Origin of the sequence: Macrococcus psychrotolerans, from assembly GCF_038095555.1 — a bacterium.
Taxonomy (GTDB): Bacteria; Bacillota; Bacilli; order Staphylococcales; family Staphylococcaceae; genus Macrococcoides; species Macrococcoides psychrotolerans.
This window is the reverse complement of record NZ_CP124591.1, coordinates 268932-283374: the sequence shown is the minus strand read 5'-3', so window position 1 is coordinate 283374 and position 14443 is coordinate 268932. Positions and strand designations below refer to the sequence as shown.

The 14443-nt window shown below is 38.3% G+C and carries 15 protein-coding genes and 1 pseudogene; 6 read left to right on the top strand and 10 right to left on the bottom strand.

What is annotated here, in order from left to right:
• Positions 1–18: 18 nt before the first annotated feature.
• Positions 19–1644 (bottom strand): annotated as a pseudogene (locus QA539_RS01495) (PTS transporter subunit IIBC); the annotation flags it as partial.
• A gap of 165 nt (positions 1645–1809) precedes the next feature.
• Here QA539_RS01495 and QA539_RS01490 point away from each other — a divergent pair.
• On the top strand, positions 1810–2832 hold the full coding sequence (locus QA539_RS01490) for a LacI family DNA-binding transcriptional regulator (RefSeq protein WP_413474922.1): 1023 nt from the start codon (positions 1810–1812) through the stop codon (positions 2830–2832).
• A gap of 10 nt (positions 2833–2842) precedes the next feature.
• Here the strand turns inward: QA539_RS01490 and QA539_RS01485 are convergent, their stop codons facing one another.
• On the bottom strand, positions 2843–3211 hold the full coding sequence (locus QA539_RS01485) for a YbaN family protein (protein WP_413474923.1): 369 nt from the start codon (positions 3209–3211) through the stop codon (positions 2843–2845).
• Between the two features lie 180 nt (positions 3212–3391).
• On the opposite strand from QA539_RS01485, the gene QA539_RS01480 reads away from it, so the two are divergent.
• Together QA539_RS01480 and QA539_RS01475 are read left to right on the top strand one after the other, a co-directional pair.
• Positions 3392–3751 carry a DUF3147 family protein gene (locus QA539_RS01480; protein WP_101040840.1) on the top strand — a complete coding sequence of 120 codons (360 nt, stop codon included), beginning with the start codon at positions 3392–3394 and terminating at the stop codon, positions 3749–3751.
• Between the two features lie 20 nt (positions 3752–3771).
• A complete protein-coding gene (locus QA539_RS01475; protein WP_283722319.1) occupies positions 3772–4164 on the top strand; it encodes a DUF3147 family protein in 393 nt (130 codons plus the stop codon).
• A 202-nt stretch (positions 4165–4366) separates the two neighbouring features.
• On the opposite strand, the gene QA539_RS01470 is transcribed toward QA539_RS01475, so the two are convergent.
• Complete coding sequence (locus QA539_RS01470) at positions 4367–4573, bottom strand: hypothetical protein (RefSeq protein ID WP_219493721.1); 207 nt, start codon at positions 4571–4573, stop codon at positions 4367–4369.
• A gap of 63 nt (positions 4574–4636) precedes the next feature.
• Positions 4637–5290, bottom strand: coding sequence for a Type 1 glutamine amidotransferase-like domain-containing protein (locus QA539_RS01465; RefSeq protein WP_283722286.1), 654 nt, complete (start codon positions 5288–5290; stop codon positions 4637–4639).
• 93 nt (positions 5291–5383) lie between these two features.
• Between QA539_RS01465 and QA539_RS01460 the strand changes: the two genes are divergently transcribed.
• From QA539_RS01460 to QA539_RS01450, 3 genes are all read left to right on the top strand, one after another.
• Positions 5384–6136, top strand: a complete 753-nt coding sequence (locus QA539_RS01460) for a MerR family transcriptional regulator (RefSeq protein WP_419895303.1) — start codon at positions 5384–5386, stop codon at positions 6134–6136.
• Between the two features lie 68 nt (positions 6137–6204).
• Positions 6205–7161, top strand: a complete 957-nt coding sequence (locus QA539_RS01455; RefSeq protein WP_283722284.1) for a nuclease-related domain-containing protein — start codon at positions 6205–6207, stop codon at positions 7159–7161.
• A gap of 564 nt (positions 7162–7725) precedes the next feature.
• Positions 7726–9120, top strand: a complete 1395-nt coding sequence (locus tag QA539_RS01450) for an L-cystine transporter (RefSeq protein ID WP_219493717.1) — start codon at positions 7726–7728, stop codon at positions 9118–9120.
• Positions 9121–9143: 23 nt separating this feature from the next.
• On the opposite strand, the gene QA539_RS01445 is transcribed toward QA539_RS01450, so the two are convergent.
• From QA539_RS01445 to QA539_RS01420, 6 genes are all read right to left on the bottom strand, one after another.
• Positions 9144–9710 carry a TIGR00730 family Rossman fold protein gene (locus QA539_RS01445; RefSeq protein ID WP_086037993.1) on the bottom strand — a complete coding sequence of 189 codons (567 nt, stop codon included), beginning with the start codon at positions 9708–9710 and terminating at the stop codon, positions 9144–9146.
• Positions 9711–9761: 51 nt separating this feature from the next.
• Entirely contained in the window at positions 9762–10343 is a 582-nt protein-coding gene (locus QA539_RS01440) for an HD domain-containing protein (protein WP_419895302.1), read from the bottom strand.
• A gap of 10 nt (positions 10344–10353) precedes the next feature.
• Positions 10354–11403: an LLM class flavin-dependent oxidoreductase gene (locus QA539_RS01435; protein ID WP_419895301.1), complete on the bottom strand. Its 1050-nt coding sequence runs from the start codon at positions 11401–11403 to the stop codon at positions 10354–10356.
• A 102-nt stretch (positions 11404–11505) separates the two neighbouring features.
• A complete protein-coding gene (locus tag QA539_RS01430) occupies positions 11506–11706 on the bottom strand; it encodes a cation transporter (protein ID WP_050742418.1) in 201 nt (66 codons plus the stop codon).
• A 24-nt stretch (positions 11707–11730) separates the two neighbouring features.
• Complete coding sequence (locus tag QA539_RS01425) at positions 11731–14106, bottom strand: heavy metal translocating P-type ATPase (protein ID WP_283722280.1); 2376 nt, start codon at positions 14104–14106, stop codon at positions 11731–11733.
• Positions 14107–14119: 13 nt separating this feature from the next.
• Positions 14120–14416 carry a metal-sensing transcriptional repressor gene (locus QA539_RS01420; RefSeq protein WP_101141072.1) on the bottom strand — a complete coding sequence of 99 codons (297 nt, stop codon included), beginning with the start codon at positions 14414–14416 and terminating at the stop codon, positions 14120–14122.
• Positions 14417–14443 lie beyond the last annotated feature (27 nt).

Below are 14443 nucleotides of genomic sequence, written 5' to 3'. Positions count from 1 at the left end.
AATATCAGCGCCCGACTGTAATAAATCTTCGATATCTGATTTTAATACGTCTGCTTTAGGACCATAAACAGCCTGTACACCGTTATCTTTAACGATTAATCCCATTGCTCCAGCTTTCTTCCATTCTGTTTCTGTCGCAACTTTAGCTTTATCATTAACACTTACTCGCAGTCTTGTCATACAAGCGTCGACATCTTTAATATTCTCTTTCCCACCTAATAAGTGAATGACTTGAATCACTTGCTTATCTGCTGCTACAACTTCTGTTGCGTTAGGTTCTCCATCAATCTCATAATTTCCGTTACGTCCTGGTGTTGCAAAATTGAACTTTTTGATTAAGAGATTTGCAATGAAATATGTTGCGATTGCAAATCCAATCGTTGTTAACACAAAGTTAATCAAGTCGCCGCCAAGTCCCGCTTTAAGCGCAAGAGGTGTACGTGTTAATAATTCGATTGTCCCAAATGAATGAACGCGTAGGTTGATGACGTCTGCCATCGCGAATGCTGCACCTTGAATAACTGCATATACCGCATAAAGTGGTGCTGCTACAAACATGAACATAAATTCTAAAGGTTCTGTTACACCAGTTAAGAATACTGCGATTGCAGCTGATAAATACATTGATTTATATTTCGGTTTCTTATCTTTATCAACGTTACGGTACATCGCATAAGCAAGCCCCATTAAAATACCGCTTGAACCAATCATTTGTCCTACTTTAAAACGTGCAGGTGTGAATGTATTTAATACGTGATGATATTGCGCTGTATCTCCAGCGTGATTTAAGTTTACTAAATCTGTTGCCCATGCTAGCCACAAAGGATCTTGTCCATACACTTTCGTCCCTGCTTGTCCACCAGAAAGAATTTCATATGTTCCACCAAGTTGCGTATAGTTAATTGGAATTGTAAGCATATGGTGTAATCCAAATGGTAATAATAAACGCTCTAAAAATCCAAATAAGAATGGTGCTAAGATAGGCGCTGTATCCTTAGATGTTGCAATCCATAGACCGAAGTTGTTAATACCAGCCTGTATATAAGGCCATACGATTGATAGTACAATCGCTACAATTGTCGACCATAAAATAACGACAAACGGTACAAAACGTTTACCATTGAAGAATGATAATGCATCTGGCAACTTACGGTAGTTATAATATTTGTTATATGCATTGGCACCAACAAAACCTGCGATAATCCCTACGAACACACCCATATTTAAAGCCGGTGCCTCTAACACACTCGTAAAGAACCCTTTCACCATAATCTTAGTGCCGAATAACGTGTGTGTAAACGCTTTGTCATCTGCTAACATTGCACTGTTTACACCAAAGACCGCACCTGTAATACGGTTGATTAATATAAATGCGATTCCTGCTGCAAATGCCCCACCTGCACGCTCTTTCGCCCAGCTTCCACCAATTGCTAACGCAAAGAGTAGATGTAGATTTCCAATAATCGCCCAACCTATACTCTCTATGACACTACCAATTGTAATCAACATCTGCATATCCGGACTGATTAATGGAATCGATTTCCCGATACTGATCATCAACCCAGCAGCTGGCATTACTGCAACAACGACCATCAATGCTTTTCCGAACTTTTGCCAGAATTCAAAACTTAATAATTTTTTCACTACATTCAACTCCTTTTATTTTTATGCAACCGGTTTCGTTGAATTCAATATATCACTGTAACTTATTTTTGTAAATAGTAACTTTAATAAGCTTTTATAAGCGTATTGACTAATGCAATCGTTTGCTCCATCATAGAGATAAATCATGTAACGTGGAGGAAAACTATGGCAATAACCGTTAAAGACGTTGCACACGCTGCAGGTGTTGCAACAAGCACAGTGTCACGCGTGATCAATGATCATCCGAGCATCTCACAGGCGACAAAGAAGAAAGTTCAGAAAGTAATGGATGAACTCGGCTACGTTCCGAATATTTCTGCAAGGAATCTTGGGAAGCGTACGACGAGTGCTGTAGGCATCATTTTGCCACCACTCGATTCCAAAGAGCGTCTTGCTAATCCATTCTTCCTTGAAATTATTGAAGCGATAAACGGGGAAGCACGAACTCATAACTTAACCACAGCTCTTGCAATTGCGAAAGACATCGATACATTGTTCGAGAATGTTAAAGCGATGCATACTGAAAAGCAAGTTGGCGGCTTTATCATTACATACTCTGTCATTGATGATCCTATCATTGAATATTTGCGTAAACATAGTATTCCTTTCGTATTAATCGGACAACCTTATGACGCACTTTCAAATACAATTTATGTAGATAATGATAACCAGCTCCTCGGTCAGCAAGCGACTGATTATTTAATCAAAAATGGCCATCAAAACATACTCTTTATCACAAATACGACAACAGAGAACATTTTCTATGAACGATACTTCGGCTATCAGAAATCGATGATGATGGCACAGTTAAATGCACATCAAAGCCTGACACTAAATGCGCCAGATGACTACATCAAATTTGAAGATAAAATACAGGCTACAAATACGACAGCAATTATCGCACTGGATGATATTTTCGCTTTGCGTATTATTCAGCTGGTTGAATTATATGGTTATAGAGTGCCAGATGATATTTCAGTGATTAGCTTTAACAATTCAATATTTTCAACGCTCACGCATCCTTATTTAACAACGCTGGATATAGAAACTGAAAAACTCGGTCAAATAGCGATGCATAAACTTGCAAACCTAATAAAAGGTGACAGAATAGAGGGCACGCGTTTTGTTATTCCACATAAACTGATTGAAAGAGAAACAGTAATCGCAAAAAGGCACGCATCAAAATGATGCGTGCCTTTCATTCTTTAATCGTCTTCACAAACGTAAACAGTACCACCGTCTGTAGGAACAACATTATTCCAAGTCCAATCCTAATATATAAATGATCGACCATATACATTGAAAATCCAACAACGATATATACTGACAGTAATAGTTGAAATTTCTTCTTCATCGTATATCCTTTTTGTTCATAAAACTCCTGTACATAACTTTTATATAGCCTTGTTCGCACGAGCCATTCATGAAAACGATCAGAACTGCGTGCGAAACAGAATACTGCCAGCAGTAAAAATGGCGTTGTTGGCAAAAGTGGTAATGCTGCACCGATGAAGCCAAGTACAGTCGATATGATTCCTATAGCAATCAAAAAATATTTCACAAGCATTCTCCTACAATTTGTTCGTATCTTAATAGTATAGGAATTTAGTATGTTTTACCAACAAGTTAGTAAAGTAATACTTGTGACAATTACGTGGCATTATGTTTAAATGACTTTACAATATATTAAAACACGCTTATTCTTAATTGTGAAATTAATCACGAATAAAGAAAAGAGATGACCTGAATGTTCGGAATATCATTGTCCGGGTTAATATTACGCTTTATCATCGGTGGTGCTGCAGTAGCTGGCGCATCTATCATTGCAAGTAAAGTAGGTGGTAAAATCGGTGGTATCTTTGCTACACTTCCTGCTGTATTTCTAGCAGCAATACTTGCACTATCAGTCGATCACCACGGCGAAGATTTAGTAAATGCTTCGATGAATTTAAGCAGCGGTGCCGTCATCGGTATTACGAGCTGCATCTTAACTGTTACCTTCGCATCATACTTTGTACCTAAGACAGGATTTAAGAAAGGCGCTGTGTTATCAACGCTTTGCTGGTTTGTTATTTCTTGCGTATTATTCGCATTCAAAAATATCTAAAGGAAGTCTTTCAGATGAAAATAAAAATACTATTATTAAAATTCCTCATCGGCGGAAGCACTGTTGCTTTCAGCTATATCATTTCAAAAGTAATCCCATGGGAAGATTTTGGCGGTATATTCGCAACATTCCCCGCTGTATTCCTCCTTTCCCTTGTAATTGCAGGTATGGAGTACGGTAATAAATTTGCAACGAACGTATGTCGCGGTGCTGTATTCGGCATGACTGGCGGTTTGATCAGCATACTCGTTACATGGAGTATGTTAAGCACAACTTCAAACTATGCTCTGAGTATAGTTACAGGATTTATCGCATGGTTTGGGAGCGCGCTTACAATTTCTAAAGTTGTCAGCCTCGTTCATCATGCTGTAGCACATAAATCCCTTAAACATTCCTCTACACACGCAAAATAAGGTAGAATACCTGCTAGCACAAGCTCATTTAACCCTGCTAAAAATGCCATCATCGCAAGTAAAAACAAATTAACCTTCATTATAACCTCCAAAATAAAAAGCGCCTTCCATATCGGAAGGCGCTGTAATCATCATATAAATGAAAACCGGCACAAAGCCACCTTTAGAAATATTATAAAGCGCATAAAATGAGTTGTAAACACTATAACCCAAGCTCACGCATCATCGCTTTATGCTGTTTATCCTGCTTTACTGACACTTGATCAATATCAAGATCACGTGCTTTACTTTCTATTTCTTTCATTGAATATGTTTTAAAAACATCTGACACTTTCATATCCAAAGCTTCAGCAACTGCCTGAATCATCTTCTTCTCTTCAAGCGTTACATAAACATTCATCATCGGCATAAAATCATTCCTTTCAATATAGTTATCATAAATAAAACTTAAAGAATTATCTAGTGGGACGTATTATACATGATAAAACGTCACATCTCCATAGCTTTTAAATTGGTTGTCTTCAACAATAACGATACCGTTATCTCCTATCGCATATACCGGAATATTTCTTTCCATGATTACTTTATCAATATATGCATCATGGTCGTCGGACTTCTCATAATGAACTTCAACATCAAATCCATGTAACAATTCTAAACTATAATGATAGGAGAAGTGATTATAATCCTTGTCAGGCGTAATGTGGAAGTTTTCAATCTGAACCATCGCACCTGCGCTGAAACCAATAACTGTTCCTTTAAACTTCTGAATCGATTTTATTACATCCATATCCTTCAGACGCTTCATCATTAAATCTGGGTATCCTCCCGAGAAGAACAGTACATCCGCTTTATTAATCTTCTCTTTTAAAGTCCGAGATGTATCGGAATAATACTTTGCCCAGGAAATATCTTTTTTATTCACTCCAAAACTCACGAGCGGATTCACCATCTGTAAATAATATTTGCTGCGGAGTCCATATATTTTCAGCCAATCTCGTTCATTTTTTACGATATCACCAAATGCGAAAGGAATGACGAGCACTTTTTTATTTTCTAAGTACTTCTGTAATATATTATTCCAGCTTGATTTGGCCTGGAATGTGCTCATGAGTATGTTTGTCATAGATGTCACCTCGTGTAAATTTTTATTAATTTTACCACAACTGTTGACCTTAACGTTGCGTAAAGGTGTAATTTAATTAAAGGAGGTGATGCAATGTATTATACAGTAAAAGCAGTAAGCGAACTTACAGGTATAAGTGCACGCACTTTACGCTATTATGACACGATTAATCTACTTAAACCACATCATTATACCGAATCAGGTTACCGCATGTATTCTTCTAAAGAACTGGACCGTCTGCAGTTGATATTATTTTATAAATCATTGCAGTTCTCTTTAGAAGAGATAAAGGGAATGTTAACAAACGGGAATACATTATCACACCTCAGCATGCAACGTGAGCGCTTAATCGAACAGGCAAATCATATCGATAAACTTATTAAAGTCATCGATAGCACAATTTCATATCAAAAAGGAGAGATTCAAATGACAGAACAACAGAAGTTTGAAGCATTTAAAGAAGAAAAACTGAAAGAGAATGAAGTATTATATGGTAAAGAACTGAGAGACAAATATAATGAAAAGTCTTTAAATAAAAGCCATGCGCATTATAAATATTTGTCTCAAGATTCATATGATAAGGCGGTGGATACCGAACGTAAGATGTTTGGATTATTAAAGGTCATGATAAATGAAAATCTGGACATTAGTGATTCAATCGGTAAAGAGATTTTTGAATATCATAAGTCGTGGCTTGAAATAATGAGCGGGATGTATAGCACTGAATATCATAGAAATATGGCATCACTTTACGTGCAGGATGAGCGATTTGCACAGTACTATAACGACCGTGTTGAAGGAATTTGCCAACGTTTAAGCGAAACGATTTTGCATTACACAAAATAAATAATATTTTCAAAATTGTAATTTGTCACCCTTGTTTTATCGGTATATATTAAAGTAGAGGTGACGAAATGTTTGTAAAAACTTATGAGCCAAGCTCTTATGTCAAATATTTATTTGAAGTGCAAGGTCGAATAACCTTAGACGATTTCGATGAAGCACAATACAAGCGTTTATATTCTGGCTATATAGGAGAAAAACAGTTTTACGAACGCATTAAAAATTGCGGTGGTACAAAGTTATGGGATCTGAGGTTAAATTATCACGGTGAAGTTCAATATGATTTTCTTGTGATTCATGATGGTTATTTATTTCATTTTGATATTAAAAATTTTTCCGGGCATTATGCTTTTATTGATAACAACTTTGTCAGTGAACAGAACTATGTTATCAAGGATCCTATATCACAATTTAAGGGAGCGCATATTAAATTGAAGCAGTTTTGCATGAAACATAATCTGGACTATAAAATATTAAGCTATGCCGTGTTTATTAATCCGGACTTTATTGTTACAGGATTTAATGGTCATTCACATATTATTTTTCATAAGGATATCGACCGTATTGTAAATGCGCTCATTAAACCACCAAATGATGTTGATATTAGTGCTTTGACGACGCTTTCTAAATTCCATAAAAAAGACAGCAAACATGAAAGAATATACTACTATCCTTTCCAGGATATGAAGAAAGGAATAAAGTGTCCTTCTTGTAAAAATTTTTTAAGATCGTTTCAAAATAAAGAACGACGTATTATTTGTGAATGTGGCAGACGTGTTTCAAAGCAAGAAGCTGTACACATCGCATTCGATACCATAGCACTTCTTAAACAAAGTCATGTAAAAACATCTGAAATTGTTGACTTCACAGGTATAGGAAAAACGACAATCAAGAAAATTATGAGCAAAAACTATGCATCGATAGGTAAAACATGTGGAAAAGCTTATATCGCTTCTGAACATGCATCATTTATATTGAAAGAAAAGCATGATGAATATACTTATAAAATTGTCTGGGTAAATGACTGAGGTGTAGGTGGCGGACTTTACCTTTGTTCGCCACATACAACGATAAATACCTTGTTCCCACTACCTAGGTGGCGGACTTTGCCTTTGTTCGCCACATACAGCGATAAACATCTAGTTCTCACTACCTAGGTGGCGGACTTTACCTTTGTTCGCCACATACAGCGATAAACATCTTGTTCTCACTACCTAGGTGGCGGACTTTGCCTTTGTTCGCCACATACAGCGATAAACATCTAGTTCTCACTACCTAGGTGGCGAACTTTACCTTTGTTCGTCACATACAGCGATAAATACCTTGTTCCCACTGCCTAGGTGGCGGACTTTACCTTTGTTCGCCACATACAGCGATAAACATCTAGTTCCCACTACCTATGTGGCGAACTTCATCATTGTTCGCCACATACAACGATAAATAACTAGTTCCCACTACCTAGGTGGCGGACTTCATCTTTGTTCGCCACCTCTGTTTATTATATTCATTTTCAATTCTACTCTTGAAATATATTACTTTCCATTGTAAAGTAGTAAAGTCTACAAAATAATATTTCGGAGGTATTTAATCAGATGGAAAACTGGTTAACTTTTTTTAACGTCTTAATTCTTAGTATTCTTATAGGATTACTAATTCTAATGCATAAGAAACACATTTCATTTTCAAAGCGTGTGTTTACTGGTATGGCACTCGGGATTCTTCTCGGAATTTTTCTTCAAGTTGCCTATGGATCTGGCAGCAAGATAACTGAAAATACGCTTGACTGGTATTCAATTATCGGTAGCGGATATGTTCAACTACTTATGGTTATCGTCGTACCGCTAGTCATGGTGTCAATTATTCGCTCGATTATCAACTTAGATGCCGCAGACCGTTTAGGTAAGATGGCAGCATGGGTTATCGGAACTTTAATCACGACGACATTAGTCGCTGCACTTATTGGTATCGGATCCGCACTACTCTTTGATTTAAATGCAGATCAAATTCATATCGGACAAGATCAAAAAATGCGCGGTACAGAGATTCAGCAGAAATTTGATACGATGGAACAAAAAACGATGCCTCAACGTATCGTGAATTTCATTCCGTCAAATATCTTTATGGATATGACGGGTGGACGTCCGACTTCAGTTATCTCTGTTGTTATCTTTTCATTTTTAGTCGGTGTTGCTGTGCTTGGCGTACGTCGCAAACAACCTGAACATGCGGAAATGTTTACAAAGATGGTGGATGCTATATTTGCTGTTGTTATGCGCCTTGTCACAATCATCTTACGTTTAACTCCATTCGGGGTGCTTGCGCTTATGGCAAATATGATTGCCAGCACAAACTTTGCTGGCATTATGGAGCTTGGGAAATTTGTGCTTGCTTCATATGCTGCACTTATTACGATGTTCATTATTCATCTCGTTCTTGTAGCTGTATTTGGATTAAACCCAATTACATATCTTAAAAAAGTTATTCCGACCTTAATCTTCGCCTTCACTTCTCGTTCTAGTGCTGGTGCAATTCCACTTAACATTTCTGCACAGAAAAATGCACTTGGAGTGGATGATGCAACTGCGAATATGTCAGCATCATTCGGTGCAACGATGGGACAAAATGGATGTGCAGGAATTTATCCAGCGATGCTTGCAGTGATGATTGCACCAACTGTAGGTATTAACCCACTGTCACCTGAATTTATCATTCAACTCGCAGTGATTACCGCAATTAGTTCATTCGGTGTTGCAGGTGTTGGTGGTGGTGCAACGTTTGCAGCGATTATTGTGCTTTCATCTATGGGATTACCTATCGCACTTGCGGGTGTATTAATTACTGTTGAACCATTGATTGATATGGGACGTACTGCACTAAATGTAAATGGCAGTATGCTAAGTGGTACGGTAACTTCTCGTATGCTCGGAACATTTAACCGTAATATCTTTAATGACAAGCACGCAGTTGTGGAACAAACTGAAGCATAAAAAATAAGATCCAGCTCTGGATCTTATTTTTTATATATTCTTATTTCAGGTTCTCTATAGTTTTCTATCACTTCATTTAATACTTCAATACTTTTAACAAAATATACGTTGTCTCTATCTGCTTGTGTCAGAAAACCTTTATCGACCATATTGTCATAGAATGCTTCTAAAAGGTCATAATACCCACTCTCATTATATAAAATGCAAGGTCTGTCATTTTGTCCAATACGTGACCATGAAACGACTTCACTAATTTCTTCTAGCGTGCCGGGTCCTCCTGGTAATGCGATACAAACATCTCCTATTTCAAGAATTTTATTCTTTCGTTCGGACATGTTATCTACTACGATTAAATCCGTCAAACCGTTATGTGCAATTTCTCTATCAGCTAGAAACTTTGGAATGACACCAACTACACGTCCATCATGTTCGAGCACAGTATTTGCAACTTCTCCCATTAATCCTACATTTCCTCCACCATATACAAGGGAATGGTGATTATCAGCAATCCACTTACCTAATGTTCTCGCATTTTCTAGATAGATGGCTTCATTCCCTTCACTTGCACCGCAATATACAATAATTCTCATTTCACTTCCACCTTTATCAATGTATACTTTATTATCTCAAATTGTTACGGTTTATTCATCGATTAACAATCCTTTTTGTACACATTGATGAATCAAGTCTTGTGCGTATGCCCAGATTTCAGGTGCATCTTCACCGATAAACTGTTTTTTACGCACGACCTGGCTTTTTGTCAGATTGTATGGATTATAATTCACTTCACTAACTTCATGTAAATTGGTAAGTGCGATAAGGGCATCTATAATTCGCGCGTACTTCGCTTCATGACTTTCTCCACGTTCAAATGTTTCCCATAAAGAAAGAATGGAAGCTTGAGAAGCTTGCGGCAGGCTCGCAATCACCTTACTTAAAGAATCCCTCTCTCTTTCAAATGCATCAGCCTTTCCTTCGTCATCAAATACCCAGGTGTCCCCTGCATATATTTCTCCTAAATCATGTACGAGTAACATTCGAGTGACCATTGAAATATCAATATTTTCTGGATAATACGGAGCAAATTCATTAGCGATAAGGGCGGCTTGCCATGAATGCTCTGCACTGTTTTCAAATCGCCCGTCCAGCGTATCGCTTCTGCGCTTCACTGTTTTTAGTTTTTCAATTTCTCGAGCAAATTCTGCCACTGCCTGAATTGTCATTATATCCTCCTTATTTATCTTTGAAATATTCATCTACGATCGGTTTAACTTTTTCACCGTATAAACGAATTGAATTCATCGTCAGTTCATGTTTCATCGATCCTATAGGTAAATGTAGCATAAAGCGATTTAAACTCAGTGCTTCTACAGTTTTAATAATTTTTTGAGCGACTCGTTCTGGACTACCTACATATAAGGCACCGTGCTCGATTTCATTCATAAACTGCGCTTCAGAATACATTGGCCAGCCTCGTTCTCTTGCTAAACGATCATGACTCGCTTTCGTAGAAGGATAATATGCTTCAAAGGCTTCTTCATCAGTCGCTGCAACATACCCCCACGAATGCGTTGCAATAAATGCTCGATCTGCATCAAAACCAGATGCATTCAATGCATGACGATAAACATCTACATTATGTTTGAAACGTTCAGGATTACCTCCAATTATCGCATATGTAATTGGTAACCCCAGCATACCAGCTCGAGCGGATGACTCTGGTGTACCACCCGTGGCAATATGAATCGGCAATTCTTTTTGTACTGCTCTTGGCACCACAATCTTATTATCAATTGAAGGTCGATGATGCCCTTGCCAATTAACAACTTCATTTTTATTTACTTCTAATAATAATGCAAGCTTCTCATCGAATAATTCGTTGTAATCATTTAAATCGTAACCAAACAAAGGAAATGATTCAATAAATGACCCACGCCCCGCCATAATCTCTGCACGTCCATTACTAATCGCATCTAATGTCGCAAAACGCTGATACACACGTACAGGATCATCACTTGACAGAACAGTTACTGCAGAACTTAATTTAATATCTTTCGTTAAACCTGCAGCTGCAGCAAGCACCGTCACTGGGTCTGATACTGCATAGTCTTCACGATGATGCTCACCAAGACCATAGATATCAAGACCCAGCTGATCAGCAAGCTGTATTTCTTCAACGAGATTTCTGATACGTTCATCTGCAGGAATGGCCGGCAGTTTCCCCTCTATCGTATGAATTGAACCGTTATCTCCGAATGACGTTAACCCTAATTCTATTTTCATCCTCTCACTCCTAGTATATTTTTTATATCTAATTAAAATTATATATCACTTTCACAAAAAATCAAAATTAAAAAAACGGGTATCAATCGATACCCGTTCATCCTATTTCACATCATAACCTTGATCTTCAATGGATTGTTTTACATCAGCAATATTTACTGATTCGTCATGCGTAATTGTTGCAAGTCCTTGTTCAATATCTGCTGCTGCGCCACTTACGCCTGCGACTTCTTTCGCTGCACCTTCTACAGCCGATTTACAATGTCCACATGTCATACCACTTACTTTTAATACTGTTTCCATAATAGACTCCCCTTTACTTCTATTTTATTTAATTTTAACAGATTTGAGTCTTAGAGCGTTACTGACAACACTTACTGATGATAATGCCATAGCAAGACCAGCAATCCACGGTGCTAATAAGCCTAATGCTGCAAATGGAATACCGATAACATTATAACCAAACGCAAATCCTAAGTTTTGTTTTACATTTCGAATTGTTGCATGGCTAAGTTTAATGGCTTCTGGAATCAGTGTCAGTTCCCCACCTAGTATCGTCACATCAGCCGCTTCTATCGCGACTTCTGTCCCCGTACCGATAGCAATTCCGATATCACTTAATGCAAGCGCTGGCGCATCGTTTACTCCGTCTCCCACCATGGCTACTTTTCTGCCTTGGGCCTGCAATGCTTTAACTTTCTCTGCTTTATCTTCCGGCAAGACTTCAGCGATTACTTCATCAATGCCAACTTCACTTGCAATTGCTTGAGCAGTACGTGTATTGTCACCGGTTAACATAATTACTTCTATGCCCATCACTTTCAGTTCATCAATGGCATCCTTCGCACTTGGTTTCACCGTGTCCTGGACTGCAACGACACCTTGCACTTTACCTTCATAAGCTATCATCATCGCAGTTTTACCTTGCGCTTCAAATAATTGCATATTGGGCTCAAATGTTGCTATTTCAATATTATACTGCTGCATCAGCTTGCGGTTACCAACATATATATCTTCATCATCAATTTGTGTATGAATTCCGTGTCCTGGCACCGCTTCAAAGTGTGATACTTCTTTCAACGATACTGCTTGTTCTTCAGCATACTTTACAATCGCACTTGCTAGCGGATGTTCTGAAGACTGCTCACTACTTGCTAAATATTGAAGTGCACGATCGTCTCCTGTGAAATCTGTTACTTCAGGTTCACCTTTTGTTATCGTTCCAGTCTTATCCAAGACAATAGTATCGATTTCGTGTGTACGTTCCAGATGTTCTCCACCTTTAAAGAGAATGCCGCGTTCTGCTGCTCGACCTGTTCCTACCATAATAGATGTCGGCGTTGCGAGCCCTAATGCACATGGGCAAGCAATAACAAGTACTGATATCGCGGCAACAAGTGATGCTTCAAACCCTTGCTTAACAAATAACATCCATACGATAAACGTGAGTATCGCGATACCTACAACAATCGGGACGAAATATCCAGATATAATATCTGCCATACGTTGTATCGGTGCTTTAGAACCTTGTGCTGATTCTACTATCTTGACGATTGACTGCAAAGCAGTATCCTTACCAACTTTCGTAGCTTCCATTGTGAAACTACCATTCTTATTCATCGTAGCACCGATAACCTTATCACCCATATGCTTCTCAACAGGAATCGATTCACCAGTTAACATAGATTCATCAACAGAAGAGTTACCTTTAATAATAACACCATCTACCGGCACTTTCTCGCCAGGCTTTACAATGATTTGGTCTCCTACTTGCAATGCATCGATGCTTACCATCTGCTCTTTGCCATCTCTCATAACACGTGCATCTTTCGCCTGTAAGTTTAATAGACTCGATAATGCATTTGTTGTCTGTGATTTCGCACGTGCTTCCAGATACTTACCGAACAATATTAATGTAATCAATACCGCACTTGTTTCGAAGTAAAGGTGCGGATCATTCGTTAAACCTCTCATCCATTTAATACTCTCGTATAAACTATAGAAGAATGCTGCACTTGTTCCAAGTGCCACGAGTACATCCATATTTGCTGATCCACTGCGCAAGCTTTTATAAGCACCAGTATAGAACTGCCATCCAATAATAAATTGCACTGGAAACGCAAATGCAAACTGAAACCACGGATTCATAAAGATATGCGGCAAATGAATTCCGAACAGATGCGTCAACATCGTAAGTAGTAGAGGCAGAGACAGTACCGCTGCTAATATCAATTTATACTTTTTACGTCGCAGTTCATTTTCTTTACGATCTGACTGCTCCTCACTCTTAAGCGTTGCATCATATCCTAGTTTCTTAATACGTTCAATAATATCAGACTCATCCATATTTCCCGGATAATAATCGACCGTTGCAACCTCAGTAGAAAGGTTCACCGTAGCATTCTGTATAGCAGGCTGTTTATTCAATACCTTCTCAATACGATTCGAACAAGCCGCGCACGTCATACCAGTAATATCAAATTCTGCATGTGCTGGACGGACTTGATATCCTAGCTTATCTATACGTTCAGAAATATCACTCAAACTCAATTTATCTTCATCATAATGAACGGTTGCTCGCTCTGTCGTTAAATTTACCTGAGCTTCGACACCATCCATCTTATTCAGCACTTTCTCAATACGATTCGAACAAGCTGCACACGTCATCCCTTCTATCGGTAAAGTAACTTCTTGTTTCGCCATACATATCCACTCCTTATTTATTGAACTGCTTCAATACCTTCATCAACTCTTCGATTGAATCGTTCCCATCACCTGCTTTAATCGCGTCACTCACACAATGCTTCATATGACGCTCTGTGATCGCATAACCTACCTGTTTCATCGCTGACTCAATCGCACTTATCTGAACGAGGATATCGATACAATAACGATCTTCTTCTATCATCTTCTGAATACCGCGCACTTGACCTTCAACACGCTTTAAACGCTTGATTAACCTTTCTTTCTCTTCATGATCTCTCGGTGTCGCAATATGCTGGTGCTCCGACATATCATCATCTCCTATACTGTATGGGGG